The 16,460-nt window shown below is 44.8% G+C and carries 14 protein-coding genes and 1 tRNA gene; 1 reads left to right on the forward strand and 14 read right to left on the reverse strand.

The window, feature by feature from the left end; genetic code table 11:
- Window positions 1–2: 2 nt before the first annotated feature.
- The 5 genes from DTQ70_RS01825 to DTQ70_RS01850 form a co-directional block, all read right to left on the reverse strand.
- Window positions 3–1,067 carry a hypothetical protein gene (locus DTQ70_RS01825; protein WP_122929226.1) on the reverse strand — a complete coding sequence of 355 codons (1,065 nt, stop codon included), beginning with the start codon at window positions 1,065–1,067 and terminating at the stop codon, window positions 3–5.
- A 511-nt stretch (window positions 1,068–1,578) separates the two neighbouring features.
- Window positions 1,579–2,499, reverse strand: coding sequence for a transposase (locus tag DTQ70_RS01830; protein ID WP_229600055.1), 921 nt, complete (start codon window positions 2,497–2,499; stop codon window positions 1,579–1,581).
- A 562-nt stretch (window positions 2,500–3,061) separates the two neighbouring features.
- Window positions 3,062–3,134, reverse strand: a tRNA-Phe gene (locus tag DTQ70_RS01840).
- Between the two features lie 183 nt (window positions 3,135–3,317).
- The gene (locus tag DTQ70_RS01845) at window positions 3,318–5,675 is read right to left on the reverse strand and encodes a hypothetical protein (RefSeq protein ID WP_122929229.1); all 2,358 of its coding nucleotides are present in this window, start codon (window positions 5,673–5,675) and stop codon (window positions 3,318–3,320) included.
- Complete coding sequence (locus DTQ70_RS01850; RefSeq protein ID WP_122929230.1) at window positions 5,632–8,280, reverse strand: hypothetical protein; 2,649 nt, start codon at window positions 8,278–8,280, stop codon at window positions 5,632–5,634. Before DTQ70_RS01850 ends, DTQ70_RS01845 begins: the two co-directional genes overlap by 44 nt.
- Window positions 8,281–8,378: 98 nt before the next feature.
- Here DTQ70_RS01850 and DTQ70_RS01855 point away from each other — a divergent pair, with 98 nt between their 5' ends.
- A complete protein-coding gene (locus tag DTQ70_RS01855) occupies window positions 8,379–9,518 on the forward strand; it encodes a cysteine desulfurase family protein (protein WP_122934234.1) in 1,140 nt (379 codons plus the stop codon).
- Between the two features lie 61 nt (window positions 9,519–9,579).
- Here DTQ70_RS01855 and DTQ70_RS01860 read toward each other — a convergent pair whose 3' ends face one another.
- The 9 genes from DTQ70_RS01860 to DTQ70_RS01900 all read right to left on the reverse strand — a co-directional run bounded on the left by DTQ70_RS01860 (window position 9,580) and on the right by DTQ70_RS01900 (window position 16,433).
- On the reverse strand, window positions 9,580–9,969 hold the full coding sequence (locus DTQ70_RS01860; protein WP_122934235.1) for a VOC family protein: 390 nt from the start codon (window positions 9,967–9,969) through the stop codon (window positions 9,580–9,582).
- 62 nt (window positions 9,970–10,031) lie between these two features.
- Window positions 10,032–11,159: an FAD-dependent monooxygenase gene (locus DTQ70_RS01865; RefSeq protein ID WP_122929231.1), complete on the reverse strand. Its 1,128-nt coding sequence runs from the start codon at window positions 11,157–11,159 to the stop codon at window positions 10,032–10,034.
- Window positions 11,160–11,437: 278 nt separating this feature from the next.
- Complete coding sequence (locus DTQ70_RS01870; RefSeq protein WP_206019624.1) at window positions 11,438–12,031, reverse strand: Crp/Fnr family transcriptional regulator; 594 nt, start codon at window positions 12,029–12,031, stop codon at window positions 11,438–11,440.
- A gap of 27 nt (window positions 12,032–12,058) precedes the next feature.
- Window positions 12,059–12,721 (reverse strand): hexitol phosphatase HxpB, encoded by a 663-nt coding sequence (gene hxpB / locus DTQ70_RS01875; RefSeq protein WP_122929232.1) that lies wholly within the window; start codon window positions 12,719–12,721, stop codon window positions 12,059–12,061.
- A 20-nt stretch (window positions 12,722–12,741) separates the two neighbouring features.
- On the reverse strand, window positions 12,742–13,170 hold the full coding sequence (locus DTQ70_RS01880) for a hypothetical protein (protein WP_122929233.1): 429 nt from the start codon (window positions 13,168–13,170) through the stop codon (window positions 12,742–12,744).
- A 12-nt stretch (window positions 13,171–13,182) separates the two neighbouring features.
- Window positions 13,183–13,593 carry a lipocalin family protein gene (locus tag DTQ70_RS01885; protein ID WP_122929234.1) on the reverse strand — a complete coding sequence of 137 codons (411 nt, stop codon included), beginning with the start codon at window positions 13,591–13,593 and terminating at the stop codon, window positions 13,183–13,185.
- A 77-nt stretch (window positions 13,594–13,670) separates the two neighbouring features.
- Window positions 13,671–15,020: an NAD(P)/FAD-dependent oxidoreductase gene (locus tag DTQ70_RS01890; protein WP_122929235.1), complete on the reverse strand. Its 1,350-nt coding sequence runs from the start codon at window positions 15,018–15,020 to the stop codon at window positions 13,671–13,673.
- A 57-nt stretch (window positions 15,021–15,077) separates the two neighbouring features.
- Window positions 15,078–15,830 (reverse strand): hypothetical protein, encoded by a 753-nt coding sequence (locus DTQ70_RS01895; RefSeq protein ID WP_122929236.1) that lies wholly within the window; start codon window positions 15,828–15,830, stop codon window positions 15,078–15,080.
- 45 nt (window positions 15,831–15,875) lie between these two features.
- Entirely contained in the window at window positions 15,876–16,433 is a 558-nt protein-coding gene (locus DTQ70_RS01900; protein ID WP_122929237.1) for a DUF4256 domain-containing protein, read from the reverse strand.
- Window positions 16,434–16,460 lie beyond the last annotated feature (27 nt).

The following is a 16,460-nucleotide window of genomic DNA, read 5'->3' on the forward strand; positions in this document are numbered from 1 at the left end:
GATTAAAGGGAAATGATTTCTAGGTCACTGTTTTTAACGCGTATCCACAGGGTCGAGGCGTCTTCGCCGAGTTTCTTTTCAAAGAAATAGCGAAAATACTGAGGCAACGCCTTGCCTTTTTCTTCCGTAGTAACGGTTTCAAAAACGATGGGTTCTGCCTGCCAAAAATGGATTACTTTGAAGGTAGGACGATCTAAACCTACCACTTCGCTAAGAATTTTGACCGTACCTCGAAACGCTTTGGGCAGTGATAGTGAGATTTTGCCCTGTTCGCAGGTAATCTGTAAGGATTCAAAAGCCGCCGCTGTCAGTTGAATAGTGCCTTTGCGGGTATGGACTTCCCATGCTTTGCCCACCTGTTTGGCGGTGATATTGCCCCGATCACGGATATCGATGAATGCCTTGTCTAACGTGCCGTCGATGGCTATCTCTCCTTCCAAAAGTTGTAAGTGAGCCATCGGTACCGAACCAGAAACTTCTACGCGGCCTTTGGCCCATTGCCGAATGAATTCTTTTTTTTCTTTCAGACTTGTCTGGGTGTAGCGATAGGTAAGTGTACCGTCGGCGGTTTGTCCTTCGAGGTCGGGGCTGTCTTCCAACAGGATATTGCCCTTTACTGTTGAGACTGTTCCCTTCCATTGGCTTTGTCGGGCCGTAATGTCACCAGCCTGCACTTGTAGGTAGGTATTGGCTTTTCCTCCGATAATACTGACAGGCCCGCTCACGATTTTTCCCAACAATCTATTATCGATGTTTTCAAACTGAACTTTACCTTCTCCAGTTTGAATATCTAGCAACTGGGTAGGCAACACACCAATGGTTATGGCAGAATGAGGTTTGTTTTTGGCCGTTGGTGGACTGAAAATCAGCATGCCAGCTCGGTTTTCCCGTTGCTGAATCGGCCCTGCTTCGTTAGCCAAGATTCCGTATTTTTTGGAATCCTCGGTTGGTTTAAAAAGAACAGTGCCTTGAGTGTCTAACCGAACAATCAAAGAAGTCCCAGTTGTTTGTGACTGTAGGTGTGTACTGCCCAGCAGAAGCAGGCAAATAAGGCAAAAGGGTTGCATTTGGAATAAGGTATAGCTTATGTGGATAAACAAATAACTTTTTATGAGCACAACAGCGCAGTAGTTTTAATCAAGAAAAATTGACAACGCCGTTGGGTAAATATCAAAAAAAGAGGACTGAGCTCGCTTATGGTGGTTTTGCAAGGGTCCTTTCAGCAGGGTAAAGGAAAGTTAGAAGGAATACGCCTCAATTCAAAGAAAGACCTGATAAAATCACCGAAAAAATTATTTAACGGTAAAAATATTATTTCTATGGATTAAAAGTAGAACTCCTCCCACATTATAGGATAGAGTATCAGAGACATTAATATTCTTAAAAGAGAATCTACCCGAACATCGGCTAAGACATCCAAGTCATTAGCATATAAAATGGAAGCAAAATGATTCAAGATTTATAGGTAGGCAATTATACTATGTGTACTTAAACACATAAATTTGATTGAATACTAAATCAAAGGGTGCAAGCTGAGTTCGTAAAGGCTCAATTTCAAAATTTGTGGAGCAACTTGGATTAAGCATATAACTGAGTTAGCCGATACAGGAAGAATTCTATGTTTCTTACCCCTCTGAATTGACTTCTGAACGCTTTGATTTTAGCGTTGAAGGATTCGGCAGAAGCATTAGTACTTCTATTATCAAAGTAATTAAGAATCGTCTCATAGTGGTTTTGGATGGAGCGCGCCACCGTATTAAAGGCTTTAAATCCAGACTGACGTACTTTCTCGTGCCATTTGGCGAGTCGTGCCAATCCATACAGTTTATCATTGGTATGCTCAAAAATATGACTCAAAGACATGGTTAATTCATAAGCTTTTTTCAAGTCAGCATAGCGCTCAAAGAGTAATATTGCCCTTTGTTTTTGATTCTCTGTCCAATCTTTCTGCTTTTTGTAGAGCACATACCGGCTGCGAGCTAATAGCTGTTTAATTGTGTCACCATTGGATAATAGTTCCGGTTGATAGTCAGTCGAAGTTGATTTAGCGTGCTCTATAGCTTCATTTTCGGCATCCAATGCATCCCACCTGTGTTTGACCCGCATTTCCTGAAGAGCCTCTGCGGCCAGTTTTTGAACATGAAAGCGGTCAGTGACTCTGGTCGCTTTAGGAAAGCACCGTTTGGCAATCAGTTCCATATTACCCGCCATATCCAACGTTATCTCTTTTACTTTTTTGCGCTGACTTTCAGGGATTTTACGAAGAACTTCAATGACTTTTTCAGCTTTTGTTCCTGCCACAACAGCTACAATACTGCCTTTTCCTCCCTTGGCGGCCTTATTGGTCAAAATCGTATAAAGCTCTCCATGCGATAGGCTTGTCTCATCAATTGATAAGTGGCTACCCAAATTTTGAGGGTATAAAAGCCAGTTCTTGGCATGACTTCTTTGGTTCCAATTTTTAAAACCACTCTGATAATCATGGTAATGGCGTAGCAAACCTTTGCCCTTAACACCATAAAATTTCCCAATTGAATAGACGCTATTGGGGTTATTATTGAGTGATTCCCTTTAAAAAAAACGCGAACTCACTCGTCATCCGCGTTCCTTTTTCTACTTCTGTCCAATCTCTGTAGACAACCTTTTGGGTCTTGGTGTTTAGCCACCTGCGACGCTTAATGTGTAGAAATACCTTATGGCCGCGAATGGGAAAATCCTGAACTGTAATCGAGGGAAAGAAACCTTTGGATAACAGATTCGCCCGATCAGGGTGAGCAGTAGAAGCGTTCTTTTCTTCCAGATGCACCTGAAAGCAATCTTCTTGCTTGTCAACGGAAAGCAAAATAAAGTTTTCAAGAAGGAACTCAGGTAACAGAAACTGAACGATAGGTAGGAAACTCTCCAAAGCAAGTACGATTGATTAAAAGCACAAACTTAAAAAAATCCAACGCACTCCACAAATTTTGAACTTGATCCTTCGTAAACTTTTCAAATGTTTACGAATAGTTTACCAAAGAAAAAAGCCGCTACGAATTTTCATCGTAACGGCTTGATTTTGAGGTGGTGATGGACGGAATCGAACCGCCGACACAAGGATTTTCAGTCCTTTGCTCTACCGACTGAGCTACATCACCATTGTTTTTTGTTTTGTTCCCGTCGTTCGGGAGTGCAAAGATGTGCGATGTGTTTTTTAAATGCAAACGTTTTTGCTGAAAAAATATCAAAAAAATGTCCTCAGTTTTGTATCTTATTGTTTTTCAGAGCGTTTTAGGGTGAAAAATTTTTAAAAATTTTTCACCCTAAAACGCTTCTAATCGTTATTGGCCTACAAAATCGCGGTAGGTGCTACATTCTTCGATGATTTCTTTGGTGTAGGCAGAGTTGGCATAATTGCGACGAAGTAAAACAAAGTACTTGCCTAAGCGCTTCTTTTGCTCTTCGTCCATGCGCTTTTTAAATGCCACTTGAGTAGCTTCATCGTAACAAAGGTCGCGGCCTTCGTTGGCCTTAAAGACATAGAACGCACTTGCTTCACAGAGAGATGCCCCAAAGGCGGCTTTGGCGGCTAATTCGGGGTCTTTGGTCAATTGTAATGCCTTTTCAAAATACGTTTTTGCTTTGGCAGAAGTGTAATAATCGACACCTGTTAGGTCGCGCGGAGGATAGGTGTATTCGTATTCGCTGCTACTACGTTGGCGGTTGAGCAATAACCAGCTATTTCCAAAATACCCCATGTTGTAAGCACCACAACCCAACAAATAAGCCGCTTGGGCATTGCCTGCGTTCATTTGGGTTTCTAATTGAACCATACGAGCCGCGAATGCTGCGGGAGTCAGGGTTTGCGACGGACTTTGTCCATTATCGGGTTTGATATAAAACGGATTTTCCGTGAGGTAGTCGCTGAAGGGGGAATCCGTCCACGTTTTGGGTGACACATTTTTCCATGCTTCGGTCGCTTGGGCGTACTGGTGTTCCCCCAAAAGGCGGCGACCTAAAACAACGTTCAAGTAGTCAGCATTTAGCCCCGATAGTCCCACGAGGCGTTTGCCAAAATCGTCCAATTGGGGTTGCTTTGCGTACGAAATCGCTTCGCGTAAGGTTTCTATCGGAGTACTATCCTCCAATGCGTAGCGGTCAGAGTTGGTGGCAAAAGCGGGGGCGTAGCCGTCGGCATTAACTGGGCGTGACTGCCAACTAGCCGCCGCTTCCAACAAAAAAGCTTTGGCCAAATGAGTGGCCGAAACCTCGCCCGACGACGATTTGCTGCTACAGCTTGACCACCATCCGCCCGATTTTTTTTCTTCGGTAGGTTGCCCTCGGTACATTCTTGCCAACAAGCCACAGGCACGCGTATAGGCATTAACGATGCGGAAATTTTCCGATTTATTGAGTTTTTCTAACATTCCAATCACTTTGCCTTCAAACTCAGGGGTAATTCCTTCTTGCTGAGCAATCAACAACAATACTTCTTGAATGTCCATTTGTTGTTTGAGATAGTCGTTGGGGGCGGGAGCGGCTTTGGCCTGCGTAAGGTATTCCTCTGATTTTTTGTAGTCTTTGTTGACATAGGCAACGTAAGACGCAGAAGTGTACCAAAAGGAAGGATTTCCCAACGCTTTGTTAGAAGCATTTTCAACACAAAAATCCCCTAATTGTTCAAAGTACGATTTGCTTTCTTCGCGGCGCTTTTCGTAGGCCAGGGTATCTTCTACGTAGGGCATTTCGCCGTTGGCATAGTATTCGTTTTTGTTGATTTCACGCGCTGTGATAAGCTCAATAAGGGCGTTTTTAGGATTTAACTCCGTTACTTTTTTGAGCATTGGTAGCCCATCTTCCAAAGGCTGAATGGCGCTCAGGGCGTAAACAGCGGCTTTTTCGGCGTTGTTTTGGCAACAGTCTAGTGCTTTTTCTTGAAAACGAACTCCCTTGATGCGTAAACTCAAATCGGCTTCACGGCGGCGCGATGGGCAACGGTCAAACAGTTGGGCAAACTCGTACAGCGCTTTGGCAGTATCGCCTAATGCCATGGTAGCACCCGCTTTTCGGGAAAAAGCCCAGTCGCTGATAAAGGTTTTGCTTTTCAATGGTTTGATTAACTCATCATAGAGCTTGACGCAATTGTCAGGTTGTTCCAAAATCATGGCCAATTTTACCGCCTGAAATCCGTAACGTTCTTTCAAAAACGGGTCGGTCGTACTGCGGGCCAATTGTTGGGTTTTGGTAAATGCTTCCGCCAACACCAACGAATCTTTGCTTCCTTCTTCCCACGAATAGACCGAAGGCTGGTACGATTTTTCAATCGACTTGGCCAGTTGGAGATAATTAACAGCCGCTTTGTTGCCCTTCAACATGAGGCGGTTGGGAAGGGTGTTGTTGGCACTTTCGGTATAAAAATAATTGTAGGCGATGGTTTCGTCCACCCCTGCGTATTTCGCCCAGGCTTGGGAGTTAATATCTTGTTCAGGACGCAGGGTGTCGCTGTAATCGTCCAAATACAAAAATTGTTGGGTAAAGTGGTAGCGCCCGTCGCCCGCCTGAGCAGTGGCGGTTTCGGGTAAAAAATAGCTCGTAAATTCGTTCAAATCAGCAGGGCCTCCTGCGCAGGCAAGGAGTATCAGTACTGCAATGGTTCTAGCGGAATGCTTGAATAATTTGTTGGAGAGAATCTCTTTCATAATGGGAGAGGTTGGTCGAATCTAAGTGGTACAACGCAAAGGTAAGCTTAGTATTTTGTATTTCTTGAGCTAAAGTTCGGGCACTTATTGAAAGGTGATTGACGGTACTTTCTTCTACCCGAAAACGGTCGCCACGCCGTACCGAAATCCCCCACAAGTGTGTATTAGTAAGGGCGATGTATTGGTTAGTTTCGGTTGCTTTTTTGAATAATGAATTATCTTGAAAGTCTTTGTGAGACAGGTGATTGATGATTTTTAATGGCCGCCCATTTCGATAAAAAATAGCCCAGCGGAATAAAGGTAAAACAACGTCGAGTGACAATGGATAATCCGAGATGTAATCGGCATATCTGCTGGCGGTGGTTAGGTCGAGAATGGAGTTTTCGGTGCGTGGACTTTTCCAATCACCCATGTTGTAATACATCAACATTCCACGGGCTACGGGAGGGACTCCCGTGGTTCGGTAAAATTTGATTTGGTGCAAACGAATAGTAGCAGAGAGGGCTACTTTATGGCCAAAATGGTTGTTATTTTCGTCCAGTCGCTTAGAAAGTTGATTCAATAATTCAAAATACTTAGTCTTTGTTTGTAAAGTCCAGTCACAGTCGATTTGCAGTTCATGGATGTGCAAAGTCTTGCGTGAAAACATTGCACTATTATCTATCCTAGGAACATTCGCTTGCGACTGTTGACGATGGATTTGCCAAATCTTCTGCTGAATCTTCTTGGCCAACTCTTCTACCCCTCCCCACGAAAGCTTTTCGAGGGTGTGGTTGGTGATAAAAACGGTAGGTACAAACGTTACAGGCGGATTTTCCTTGAAATAAACCACCGCTTTGGGAACCGCTTGCTTGCGGACAGGGTCCCAGTCCACGTCAAAAAATCGAATGTAAAGCTTGTTGACGCCGTTTTGGGTCAGGGCTTTTTTCTCGTAATCCGAAAGAGAAAATACAGATTTCCAGTAATAAAACGCCTTGGTGGTTTGTTTGGGTACGAAGGGCGTATTGGGTGCAAAATAACGGAGATAGGCGGCGTCTTTTTTGCCTAAATACTGCGATACAACGTCAAATTCACCCCAATGATAATGGCTTAAATAATGAATGGAGTAGGGGGTGAAATCGCGGATGCTTTTGTTGGTAGTGGCAATGTACGGTCGGGGAGTTAGCCACAGTGCATGGTGCTTGAAAGGTAAAAACGCACTAAAAATGGCGACTAACCCAAGGCCAACCCGAAGGTATTTATCTTGGAAAAATGAAGCACGAAGCGAGCGAGCTAACCCCCAACAAAGCACCAATGTAGCAGGCAGTCCCGCGCGACGAGGTAGGTCGTTGTAATGGCCATACTTAAAGAGGGTTAGTGCAAAAAGTACAATGAGTGAAAGGCAAAGCAGCTGAAATTCAGCGGGAGAGAATGCTCCTTTTTTCTTCAAATAAACAATCAAAATTGCCCAAATACCGACGACCAAGAAGATGAAAACTCCCCAAAGGGCAAATTGATGCGGAGTTGATAACAAGCTCCACCACCAACCTCGCTCGTCGTGCAATGGAATGTGTCCTGAGAAAAACAGAAATGCAGGTATCGAAATAATTAAAACTAAAAAAAATGTCCACAAATGACTGGAATCCCACAAGTCGCTACCTGCTGCCCGCCGACTGCTGTATTCCTGAAAAACCTGATAGCCCAAAAACGGCAAAAGCCCCACCGCCACCAACGGCGACCAGTAGAGGGTGGTTGCAATTAGGAGTAGGGTTAGTTTGGTTGCCTGTTTTCTGTTTCCTGTTTCGGGTTTACTGTTTTTTTGTTTTTGTTCCAAACCTAAAACCCGAAACCCCAGACCCGAAACTCCAAACCTGAAACTCCAAACTCCAAACTCCAAACTTAACAACCGAAGAAACAACGCCGTAGCAAGCCAAGCGGGGAGGGCGTGCTGTGGGGAAGCCGAAAACGAGTCGATGTGACTGATAAACATCAATCCGCCAGGGGATTGAATGAGTTCGATGGTATGGTCATTCGTCCAAATATCCCGTAAGGTAGCACCGATTGGAAGCGGTGATTTGATGATTTCGTACAGCAATAATAGGCCGTTGGGACTGCTGAAGAGTGCAAAAAATAACAAAAGTCGTTTGCCACCTAATTGATAAAGTAGCCAAACGACAAGCCAAAGCCCTAACCACGTCCAACCAAAAAGGTAATAAGGTATAGCCGCCATGCCACCTGATAGTTTGGCCAAGGCGGCAGCGGGTAAATAATAGGCCAGGTAATAGCACAAATAACTACCATCAGAATACTGTACGGGCCACGAATACCGTACTAAGTTGTTGAGGACGAGGTTGTGTTTGTAGTAGTCGAAATGCTGCGGGCGAAAACCCCCGACTCCCGCCAAGTACGTCCACATAAAGGCGGCTATACCACAATAGAATAAAGCCAAAATGGACGTTTTGGTGGGTTTTTCATTCCAAAAAGAAACAATAGTGGGGTAAAGAGGAAACAGGAATCCCGCTAACGCAACGGTACTTACCAACGCAACCCAAGGCGAAAACCATCCCCACCAAAAAAGCAGTAACGGAAAAGCCAAATAAAGCAGAACAGCCAACGCAGTTTTCATAGGTGGCAAAGCTACAAAACTGCCTGCCAAAAATTATCTTTTGAAAGCGGTAAACCTTCGGGAAGATGGCCTTATTTTCGCAAAAAAATAACGACCCTATGCGACTTCCAGTGTATCTCGATTACAACGCCACTACGCCCGTGGACCCGCGGGTGTTAGAAACCATGTTGCCTTGGTTTACGGAGCAGTTTGGAAATGCCGCTAGTCGGACGCATTTATACGGCTGGACGGCGGAGGAGGCAGTAGCTACGGCAAGAAAACAAATAGCAAAGTTGTTGAATGTTACGCCCAAAGAAGTAGTGTTTACGAGCGGAGCTACGGAGGCGAATAACTTGGCCATTAAGGGAGTTTTTGAAAAAAAGAGCCACGTAGGAAAACACATCATCACCGTCGCGACCGAGCACAAAGCCGTGCTTGATACCTGTCATCATTTGGAACAACTAGGAGCTGACATTACCTATCTGGTACCTACAGCTGATGGGCTAATTACACCTCAGCAAGTATCTGAAGTCTTGCGTTCAGATACAATTTTGGTGTCGGTGATGTATGCCAACAACGAAATTGGGGTGATTCAACCCATTCGCGACATTGCGGAGGTAGCGCATCGAGCAGGGGCTTTGTTTCATACGGATGCCACGCAAGCGATTGGAAAACTGCCGATTGATATGCCGTTGGAAGGAATTGACTTGCTGAGTTTGTCGGCGCATAAGCTATACGGCCCCAAAGGAATTGGTGCGTTGGTGGTACGTTCGGGCGTAGAAATAGCCTCGCAAATGGACGGTGGTGGGCACGAACGAGGGCGTCGCTCGGGTACGCTCAACGTACCTGGGATTGTCGGGCTAGGGAAAGCCTGCGAAATTGCGCAAAAAGAAATGAAGTCGGAAACGACTCGGCTGGAAGGGTTGCGCAATCGCTTAGAAAGTGAAATTCTATCTAAAGTGCCCGATACTTTTGTGAATGGAGCAACGGAATATCGACTGTCGCATTTGACCAATATTTGTTTTGAAAACGTGGACGGCGAAAACCTACTGCTGAGCCTGCGCGATGTGGCCGTTTCTACGGGCTCGGCTTGCACGTCGGCGTCGGTATTGCCTTCTTATGTTTTAAAAATCCTTGGTTTGACCGATGACCAAGCGTATGCGTCTTTGCGGATGAGTTTAGGACGTTTTACAACGGAGGAAGAAATTACGTTTGCCATCCATCACATCGTTGAAGTGGTGCAAAAAATGCGAGGATAGCCAACCTACCGAAAGTTTTAAACTTTCGGTAGGTTCAAACTTTCGGTAGGTTAGAAAAAAGCTATTTATGCTCAATCAAATCCCACCAATTGCCGTACAAATCTTCAAAAACAGCCACTGTACCGTAAGGTTCCTCGACAGGCTGGCGCACAAATTTGACGCCGTTGTCGAGGTACAATTGATAATCTCTCCAAAAATCGTCGGTAGTCAAAAACAGGAAAACTCGTCCTCCTGTCTGATTTCCAACTCGGCTTTGTTGTTCGTCATTGGCTGCTTTGGCCAGCAAAAGCGCAGATTCTGACGCGCCTTTGGGTCTTACCAATACCCATCTTTTGGTAGGACTTAGTTGAGTGTCTTCGACCAAATCAAAATGTAATTTCTGGGTATAAAATTCGATGGCATCGTCATAATCGGTTACTACCAAGGCTAGATGAGCAATGTGCTGTTTCATGGATTTGATGTTTTTCATTTGAACCTCCCGAAAGTTTAAAACTTTCGGGAGGTAGGCAAACATTAAACAGTAGCTAACCGAAAAACAGTTTCCATTTGTTGTTGATTGATGCGCGACGGGACGAGTTTTAACAAAGTGTTTCGTGCAGCAATCCCCCAAGAATTTTCGATTTGGGAAAGTTGCCCCATTCGCCAACTCGTGTCCACTATCATTCGCGCTTTCTTTTGTCGGAGTCGTTGATAATCAGCAAACGTTTTTTCGAGCGGAAGCCCCTTGTCAAGCAATTTACCTAGCACATACGCGTCTTCTACGGCTTGGCACGCACCTTGTCCCATGTTGGGGGTGGTGGCGTGGGCCGCATCGCCAATCAAACAAACACGCTCAGAATGCCATTGGGGAATTGGATTTAAATCAATGATTTCGCTTTCAATGATTTGGGTGTTGGGCGTGCTGGCAATAATTGCTAAAATATCAGGATGAAACTCGCGGAAGGTTTCCAGTAAATTCGCGTTTTTTGTGCTGGATGACAGTGAGTTAACCAGCGCGTACCAATATATTTTCTTGTCGCTGATTTTCACAAATCCAAAACGCTTTCCTTTGCCCCATGCTTCCACGGGTGCGTGGTGGTGTCGTTCGTGAAGTTCTATTTCGCCCACTCCCCGCCAGCAAAACTGATGCGCATTTCTCAACTCACTTTTTTCAAAAAGCTGATTCCGAACTACTGATTTGAGACCGTCGGCACCGATGAGAATGCGACTTTTTACAGCAGTGTTGTCTTCGAAGTGGATTGTAAAATCTTCACCTTTTTCAATTTTAGATACTCTTTTTGATAAATGAATATGTTTATAACCAACAGCTTCGGCAAGAATCTGCTGCAATGCTCCACGGTGAATCGCGACGTTATGTACGCCGTATTTGGCTTCAAAAGAATGCAAGTCAATCACCGACAAATCGGTGAGCTGCGGATCGGTGATGCGCAGGCGAGAGATTTTGTTTCCCGCTTTCTCAATCGACGACTTTAACCCCAACTGTTGGAATACCTGCATGGCGTTGTTGGCCATGATAATTCCTGCCCCCACGGGTTTGATGGCAGGAGCGCTTTCATAAATTGAAACGCCAATTCCGCGTTTTTGAAGGGTAAGGGCGGTAGTAAGTCCACCGATCCCTGCCCCAATGATGGCTGTGCTCATAGAATATGTGCTAAATGTGTTGTCAGACGGTAGTCAGACAACATGTAACTGAAAAATATACTGTTTGAATGCCGTCTTAGCCGAAAAGGTACGGTCTGACTGTCGTCTGACCTAGTCGAGGTACGGTCTGACTATCGTCTGACCTAGTCGAGGTACGGCCTGACTATCGTCTGACTTAGTCGAGGTACGGTCTGACTATCGTCTGACCTAAACACACGGTCAGACGATAGTCAGACCGTGTGACAAAGGTAGAGGGACGAAACCCTAAAAAACGTACACTAAAGGTAATTATTCGTGATCCGTTTACGAATTCGACTGAGGGATTGGGGTGTAATGCCTAAGTAGCTGGCGATGTATTTTTGGGGAAATTTTTGAAACACCAACGGATTTTCTGTAAGCAGGTGAAGATAGCGTCGCTCGGGCGAATAATACAGCAAATCCTCGACGCGGCGTTTGGCCGATAAATACACGCGGTCGGCCATTTGTTTTTCAAACTTTTGCCAAAACTCATTCTTTTGATAAAGAGTCGCTAGGTCGTCTTTGTGAATCAGATAGACCAATGAATTTTTGGTCGCTTGAATGTTGAGTTTGGTAGGAGTTCCCAGCAGTACACTTTCGTAGTCAATAAAAGCGAGGTGTTCGAGGCGGTGGTTAAAATGAAACAAAAAGCTAATATCCTCGCCATTTTCATTGATGTAAAATGTCCGCAGCGCTCCTGTAACCACCAAGCCAACGTGCGTACAAATTTCGCCTTCTCGCAACAAAAATTCCCCTCGGCGGACTTTTTTAGGGAAAGCAATTGCCATCATTTCTTCAATATGCGAAACACTAAGTCCAAACGCGTCGGCAAGCTGGGAAGTAAGCGGAGTCATAAAGCGGAAGTAGAGATCCTCACAAGTTTAAGCAGATGTTGTCAGAACACGAAATGCTTCGTTTGAATCGTCAAAATGAGTAATCGTAAAATCTGCGAGTTCAAAAGTTTTATGGAGCCGACCATTTGTAAATCCAACGACCGTCATGCCTGCCTTTTTGGCTGCTATCATCCCTGAGTGGGAGTCTTCTACAACAACACATTCGTGGGGTTCAATGGCTAGTTTTTGGGAGGCAGATAAGTAAACGGCAGGGTCAGGCTTTCCTTTTTCTTCAAATTCAGCCGACGAAATCGTGTCAATCAATTCATAAACACCTACTTTTTGAAGAGCAGAAGGAATAATACGGTAAGGGGAATTGGTGGCAACGCCAATTTTGAGCCCCTGTGCTTTTAGACGTTCTATAAAGCCTCTTATACCTAAAATAGCACAGTTGCTGGTCTCAATCAATTCAATGACCCGTGAGATGACTAGCTCTTCTACCTCTTTCAACGAAACATTTTCCCAGGGGGATTTTTCAAACCAAAAAGCAGCTACTTCAGTGGTTGTCATGGTTTGGGTAATTGGGGTAAACTCTTCTGATACAACCACTCCCAACGAAGAAAAAACGTCAAACTCAGCTTGCTTCCACAAGGGTTCAGAGTCAATAATAACGCCGTCCATGTCAAAAATAACGGCCTTTTTACGGGGCATAGCGGAAGGGTATGGTCGTACTAAAACTTGATTTCTTGCTCGGTTCCCCTGATTCGAAGCCGTCCAGAAGGGACTTCTTTTGTTAGGGTGGACAAATCAAAGCAAAAATCTTGATAATCGAGCCTTTTGCAAGGGTTTTGTGTGGTAAAAACGATGCGTCCTTCGCGGTACACTCCTTTGGAGTCTTCTCGCCGAGAAGGGTCAACGTACAAAGCGAAGGCGTGGTTGGGGTCACAACCACCGCCGTACGCAAAAGAAATGGTGAGGATATGGTCGGAAAGTTGGGTGGATTGTATCGTAAAAAGGTCGAGACTCGAGGGGGCATCGAGGTTGGACGTAAGTTGTACGGGTGCACATACGCCTTTCCGCTCTGCTTTTACGTCCGAAGATGTTTCGCAGGCAAAGCAGCAAGTGAGCATTACAACGAATAAAAGCAAACTTGTTTTCATGGAGGCTGTGTTTTACTGTTTTTCAAAAAGGTACTCCCCCCTTCCCGAAGGATTGAGTACCAATCGATTTTGGCTGAGAGAGGTAAGGTCGATGAGCTGCCCGTTGGAAGAAGACATACACACGGCACGAATGCGCACTTGACTGCCTTCGACTTGGTAACTTCCGCCACCACATCCTAGAAAACTGTAGTCGATGGGGCGGGTGTTTTGGTAGTATTCATTAAATTCATTTTTCTTGGAAAACGAAATAAATACTCCCTTGTCATTGGGAACGGTGGTTTGGGTGCAGCCAGAGGTGCCCGTGGACTTACAATAGGAAATCAACTTCCAAGTTCCTGTCAGTTCTTTGTTAGAGTCCACAGAATCAGACGATTGGCAAGCAACGAAAAGGCTAACAAAAATCAAGTAAATAAAGCAGCGCATAGAAAAGGAATAGGTTATGTTCCTCTAAGACGCGGCAAGTTGGCAGAAGGTTGGAAATGGAAAATTACATTTGCTGATTACAACAAGGTAATGATTTTGTCGGCTTCGCGAATTCCACTCAAATAGGCTCCGTGGGCGGTAGAGAAGTGGTCGGCCTCGGTATGTTCTCCTGCAAAAAATAGCTTATTGTCAATTTCTTCGGCAAGGTCGTCAAAGTGCCGCATTTCGGTGCCAACGGCGGTGTATGAATAGGCTCCAAAGGAGTTTTCGTTGGTACTCCATCGGGTACGGAGCATACGCGTAGGCGCAGGAATCGATGTTCCGTACATGTCTTTCAAATGCGCCATGATTTCGCTTGTTACTTGGGCGTCTGTCATGGCCTCGGTCGCTCGGCCATAGTCAGCATAGGCAAAGGTCATGAGGGCATTGGCGGAGGGCGTGAACTTGTTGAGATTGACAAAATAATTAAACTTATCACGCACTTCGGGGGTGTACGAAATGTACTGAACGTCGTCCCAAAAAGTGGTATTCCACGTGAGCAAAAATTTATTGACGCAATTCATTCCTATTTTTTGAATCGCTGTTTGTTTGGTGGCGGGTAAGTTAGGGGTAAAAAGGAGTTTGTTGTTTTTGAGCACACCCAAAGGCACTGTTACAATCACAAAGTCAGCTTGAGTGACGGTATTATTGTGGGTAATTTGAACGGACGAATTGCGGTAATCAATGGCCGAAACGCGTTGATTTAAGCTAATAGACAGGCTTTGGGCTAAGTAAGTAACAAGGGTGTCGTAGCCATTGGTAGCGATTTTTTCTACACCTGCATATTCTTCTCCTTCATAATAAAGGGTAGAGGACAGTTTATCCAAATCGCCTGTGTCGAACGTGACATAAGTAGAAAGAAAAAATTTCCACAAGCGGTCGTTTTGCTTTTCGGGATAAAGTCGATTGAAAACACTGGCAAAACTTTGGTCGTCGCTACCCTTTTTCATCATTGAACCGAGGATTTTATAAAACTCGTCTTCGGCCGAGTCGTAGGTAGAAGTTTTTCGGATAGCTCCTCCAATGTCGTACGATTTCATACTTTCATCAAGCGTCTGAAACGTCGTCATACCTGCTTCTTGCGCCAACGCAGCGATGGGGTTGCCGTCGATGCCATGTATCCAACTTGCGCCTTCGTCGAACGGAATCCCTAACGAACGATTGGTGCGCACTCGTCCTCCCACTTTATCTTGTGCCTCCAAAACATTCACCTTAAATCCTGCTTCTTGTAGCTTTTTGGCTGCTGCCAAACCCGCAATACCCGCTCCAATCACCACCACTCTTTTATCGGCAGGATTGATACCGTTTTCTGCTTGGCAGGCAGTCGTCCAGTAAGAGGAAGCCAAGAGCGAAGCAGGGATACTTTTTAGAAAAATCCGCCTTTTCATCGTTTTTATTTTGGGACGTAAAAATTTCCAAAAGGGTACTGTTGTAGCAAATTGGGATTAGTAAAGTAGGTTCGCTTTCTGAAATATAATTTCTTTTTTTTCCTTAAAAACCCGAACATAGTATCGGGGTAACTCTTCACTCATCGAATTGAACGAACACTCGTACGTAAATTCTTTGTTCTTGAATCGATAGTTGGGTTCTTGGGCTGTTCCTTCTACCAAAAACTCACCTTTGGAGATGACGATGTCGGGTTTTGAACTCATTTTGTTGGGCAACGTCCACGAAGCATAACGGTAGGTGTTATCTTTCATTTCATCAACCCTGATAAGAAACTTACTGGTTTTAAAAACTAAAATGGGCTGGCTGAACTCCTTTAGGCTGCTGTGAAGCGTAGTCCGAATTTCTTCAATTCGCGCTCGTCTTTTGCTTTCTTCGATTCTTGATGCATAATTAACTGTCCGCAAAGATCCATCTTCGTCTAGCCAGAGTTTTCCATTGGAAAACATAATTCCTCGCCACCCAACGGTTGCCCAATCTTTTGAGAGACTGGATTTAGAAATCATTTGAGCCAAAGCGGCATCGAACACTTCATGGTACCGTTTGATAAACTCGCTTTTGTTGCGAATCGGGAGAAGGGGGTAGTCTCTATTGAGCGGATAAATCACCTTATCAGCCAGCTTTTCTTTTTGCTGTTTTTTTATGCAGTCAATAAAAAAACGGATATTCTCCTTGTTCGTCTCAGACAGTCCTTGGGCATACGCCGTACTGACGTAGCTAATAATGACAATCAAAAATGCTAAAATTCTCATCGACTTTATTTAGTGGTATGCAATCCAAAGTACACAGTAAACGTTTTACACTCTCAATAACCCCCTAAATCCGCGAGCGGCGTAATACGATTCGGCGCCGTTGTGATACACAAAAACGTGGTCGTAGCGGCGGTCGCAAAAAAGAGCCCCTCCAAGTTTGCGGATAGCGGCAGGCGTTTGAATCCAGCTGGAGGTTTTGGTATCAAACTTCCCAAGCAACTGGAGATTTTTGTATTGCTCTTCCGTTAAAAGTTCAACCCCAATTTCTTCTGCAAACTCTAAGGCATTGTTGGCAGGCTTGTGCTCTTTGCGGGCGTCAAGGGCAGCACGATCATAACAAAAACTACGGCGACCTTTTGGGCTTTCGGCTGAGCAATCAACGAAAATGTATTCGTCTGTTGCGGCGTCGTAGCCTATTACATCGGGCTCGCCTTCGGATTCTTCCATTTCGTTGAGCGACCACATTTTATCCGAATTTGCTTCAATTTTGGCTTGTACACTGGCCCAATCGAGTCCTGCATGGCGGTTTTTGTTTTTTTCAAAACGTGTTTTCAGAAGAGTCATTAGCTCTTCGCGGCGTTCTTGGGGCAATTGCTTGTTCATGTGTATGCTGTTTTTGATTTTTTGGGA

The organism is Runella sp. SP2, assembly GCF_003711225.1.
In the GTDB taxonomy this organism is placed as follows: Bacteria; Bacteroidota; Bacteroidia; order Cytophagales; family Spirosomataceae; genus Runella.

What these genes read in the sequence shown, in the direction of transcription:
- DTQ70_RS01825 (WP_122929226.1), bottom strand. Translation starts at nt 1,067, where the DNA reads ATGCAACCCTTTTGCCTTATTTGCCTGCTTCTGCTGGGCAGTACACAC.
- DTQ70_RS01845 (WP_122929229.1), bottom strand. Translation starts at nt 5,675, where the DNA reads ATGAAAGAGATTCTCTCCAACAAATTATTCAAGCATTCCGCTAGAACC.
- DTQ70_RS01850 (WP_122929230.1), bottom strand. Translation starts at nt 8,280, where the DNA reads ATGAAAACTGCGTTGGCTGTTCTGCTTTATTTGGCTTTTCCGTTACTG.
- DTQ70_RS01855 (WP_122934234.1), top strand. Translation starts at nt 8,379, where the DNA reads ATGCGACTTCCAGTGTATCTCGATTACAACGCCACTACGCCCGTGGAC.
- DTQ70_RS01860 (WP_122934235.1), bottom strand. Translation starts at nt 9,969, where the DNA reads ATGAAACAGCACATTGCTCATCTAGCCTTGGTAGTAACCGATTATGAC.
- DTQ70_RS01865 (WP_122929231.1), bottom strand. Translation starts at nt 11,159, where the DNA reads ATGAGCACAGCCATCATTGGGGCAGGGATCGGTGGACTTACTACCGCC.
- DTQ70_RS01870 (WP_206019624.1), bottom strand. Translation starts at nt 12,031, where the DNA reads ATGACTCCGCTTACTTCCCAGCTTGCCGACGCGTTTGGACTTAGTGTT.
- hxpB (WP_122929232.1), bottom strand. Translation starts at nt 12,721, where the DNA reads ATGCCCCGTAAAAAGGCCGTTATTTTTGACATGGACGGCGTTATTATT.
- DTQ70_RS01880 (WP_122929233.1), bottom strand. Translation starts at nt 13,170, where the DNA reads ATGAAAACAAGTTTGCTTTTATTCGTTGTAATGCTCACTTGCTGCTTT.
- DTQ70_RS01885 (WP_122929234.1), bottom strand. Translation starts at nt 13,593, where the DNA reads ATGCGCTGCTTTATTTACTTGATTTTTGTTAGCCTTTTCGTTGCTTGC.
- DTQ70_RS01890 (WP_122929235.1), bottom strand. Translation starts at nt 15,020, where the DNA reads ATGAAAAGGCGGATTTTTCTAAAAAGTATCCCTGCTTCGCTCTTGGCT.
- DTQ70_RS01895 (WP_122929236.1), bottom strand. Translation starts at nt 15,830, where the DNA reads ATGAGAATTTTAGCATTTTTGATTGTCATTATTAGCTACGTCAGTACG.
- DTQ70_RS01900 (WP_122929237.1), bottom strand. Translation starts at nt 16,433, where the DNA reads ATGAACAAGCAATTGCCCCAAGAACGCCGCGAAGAGCTAATGACTCTT.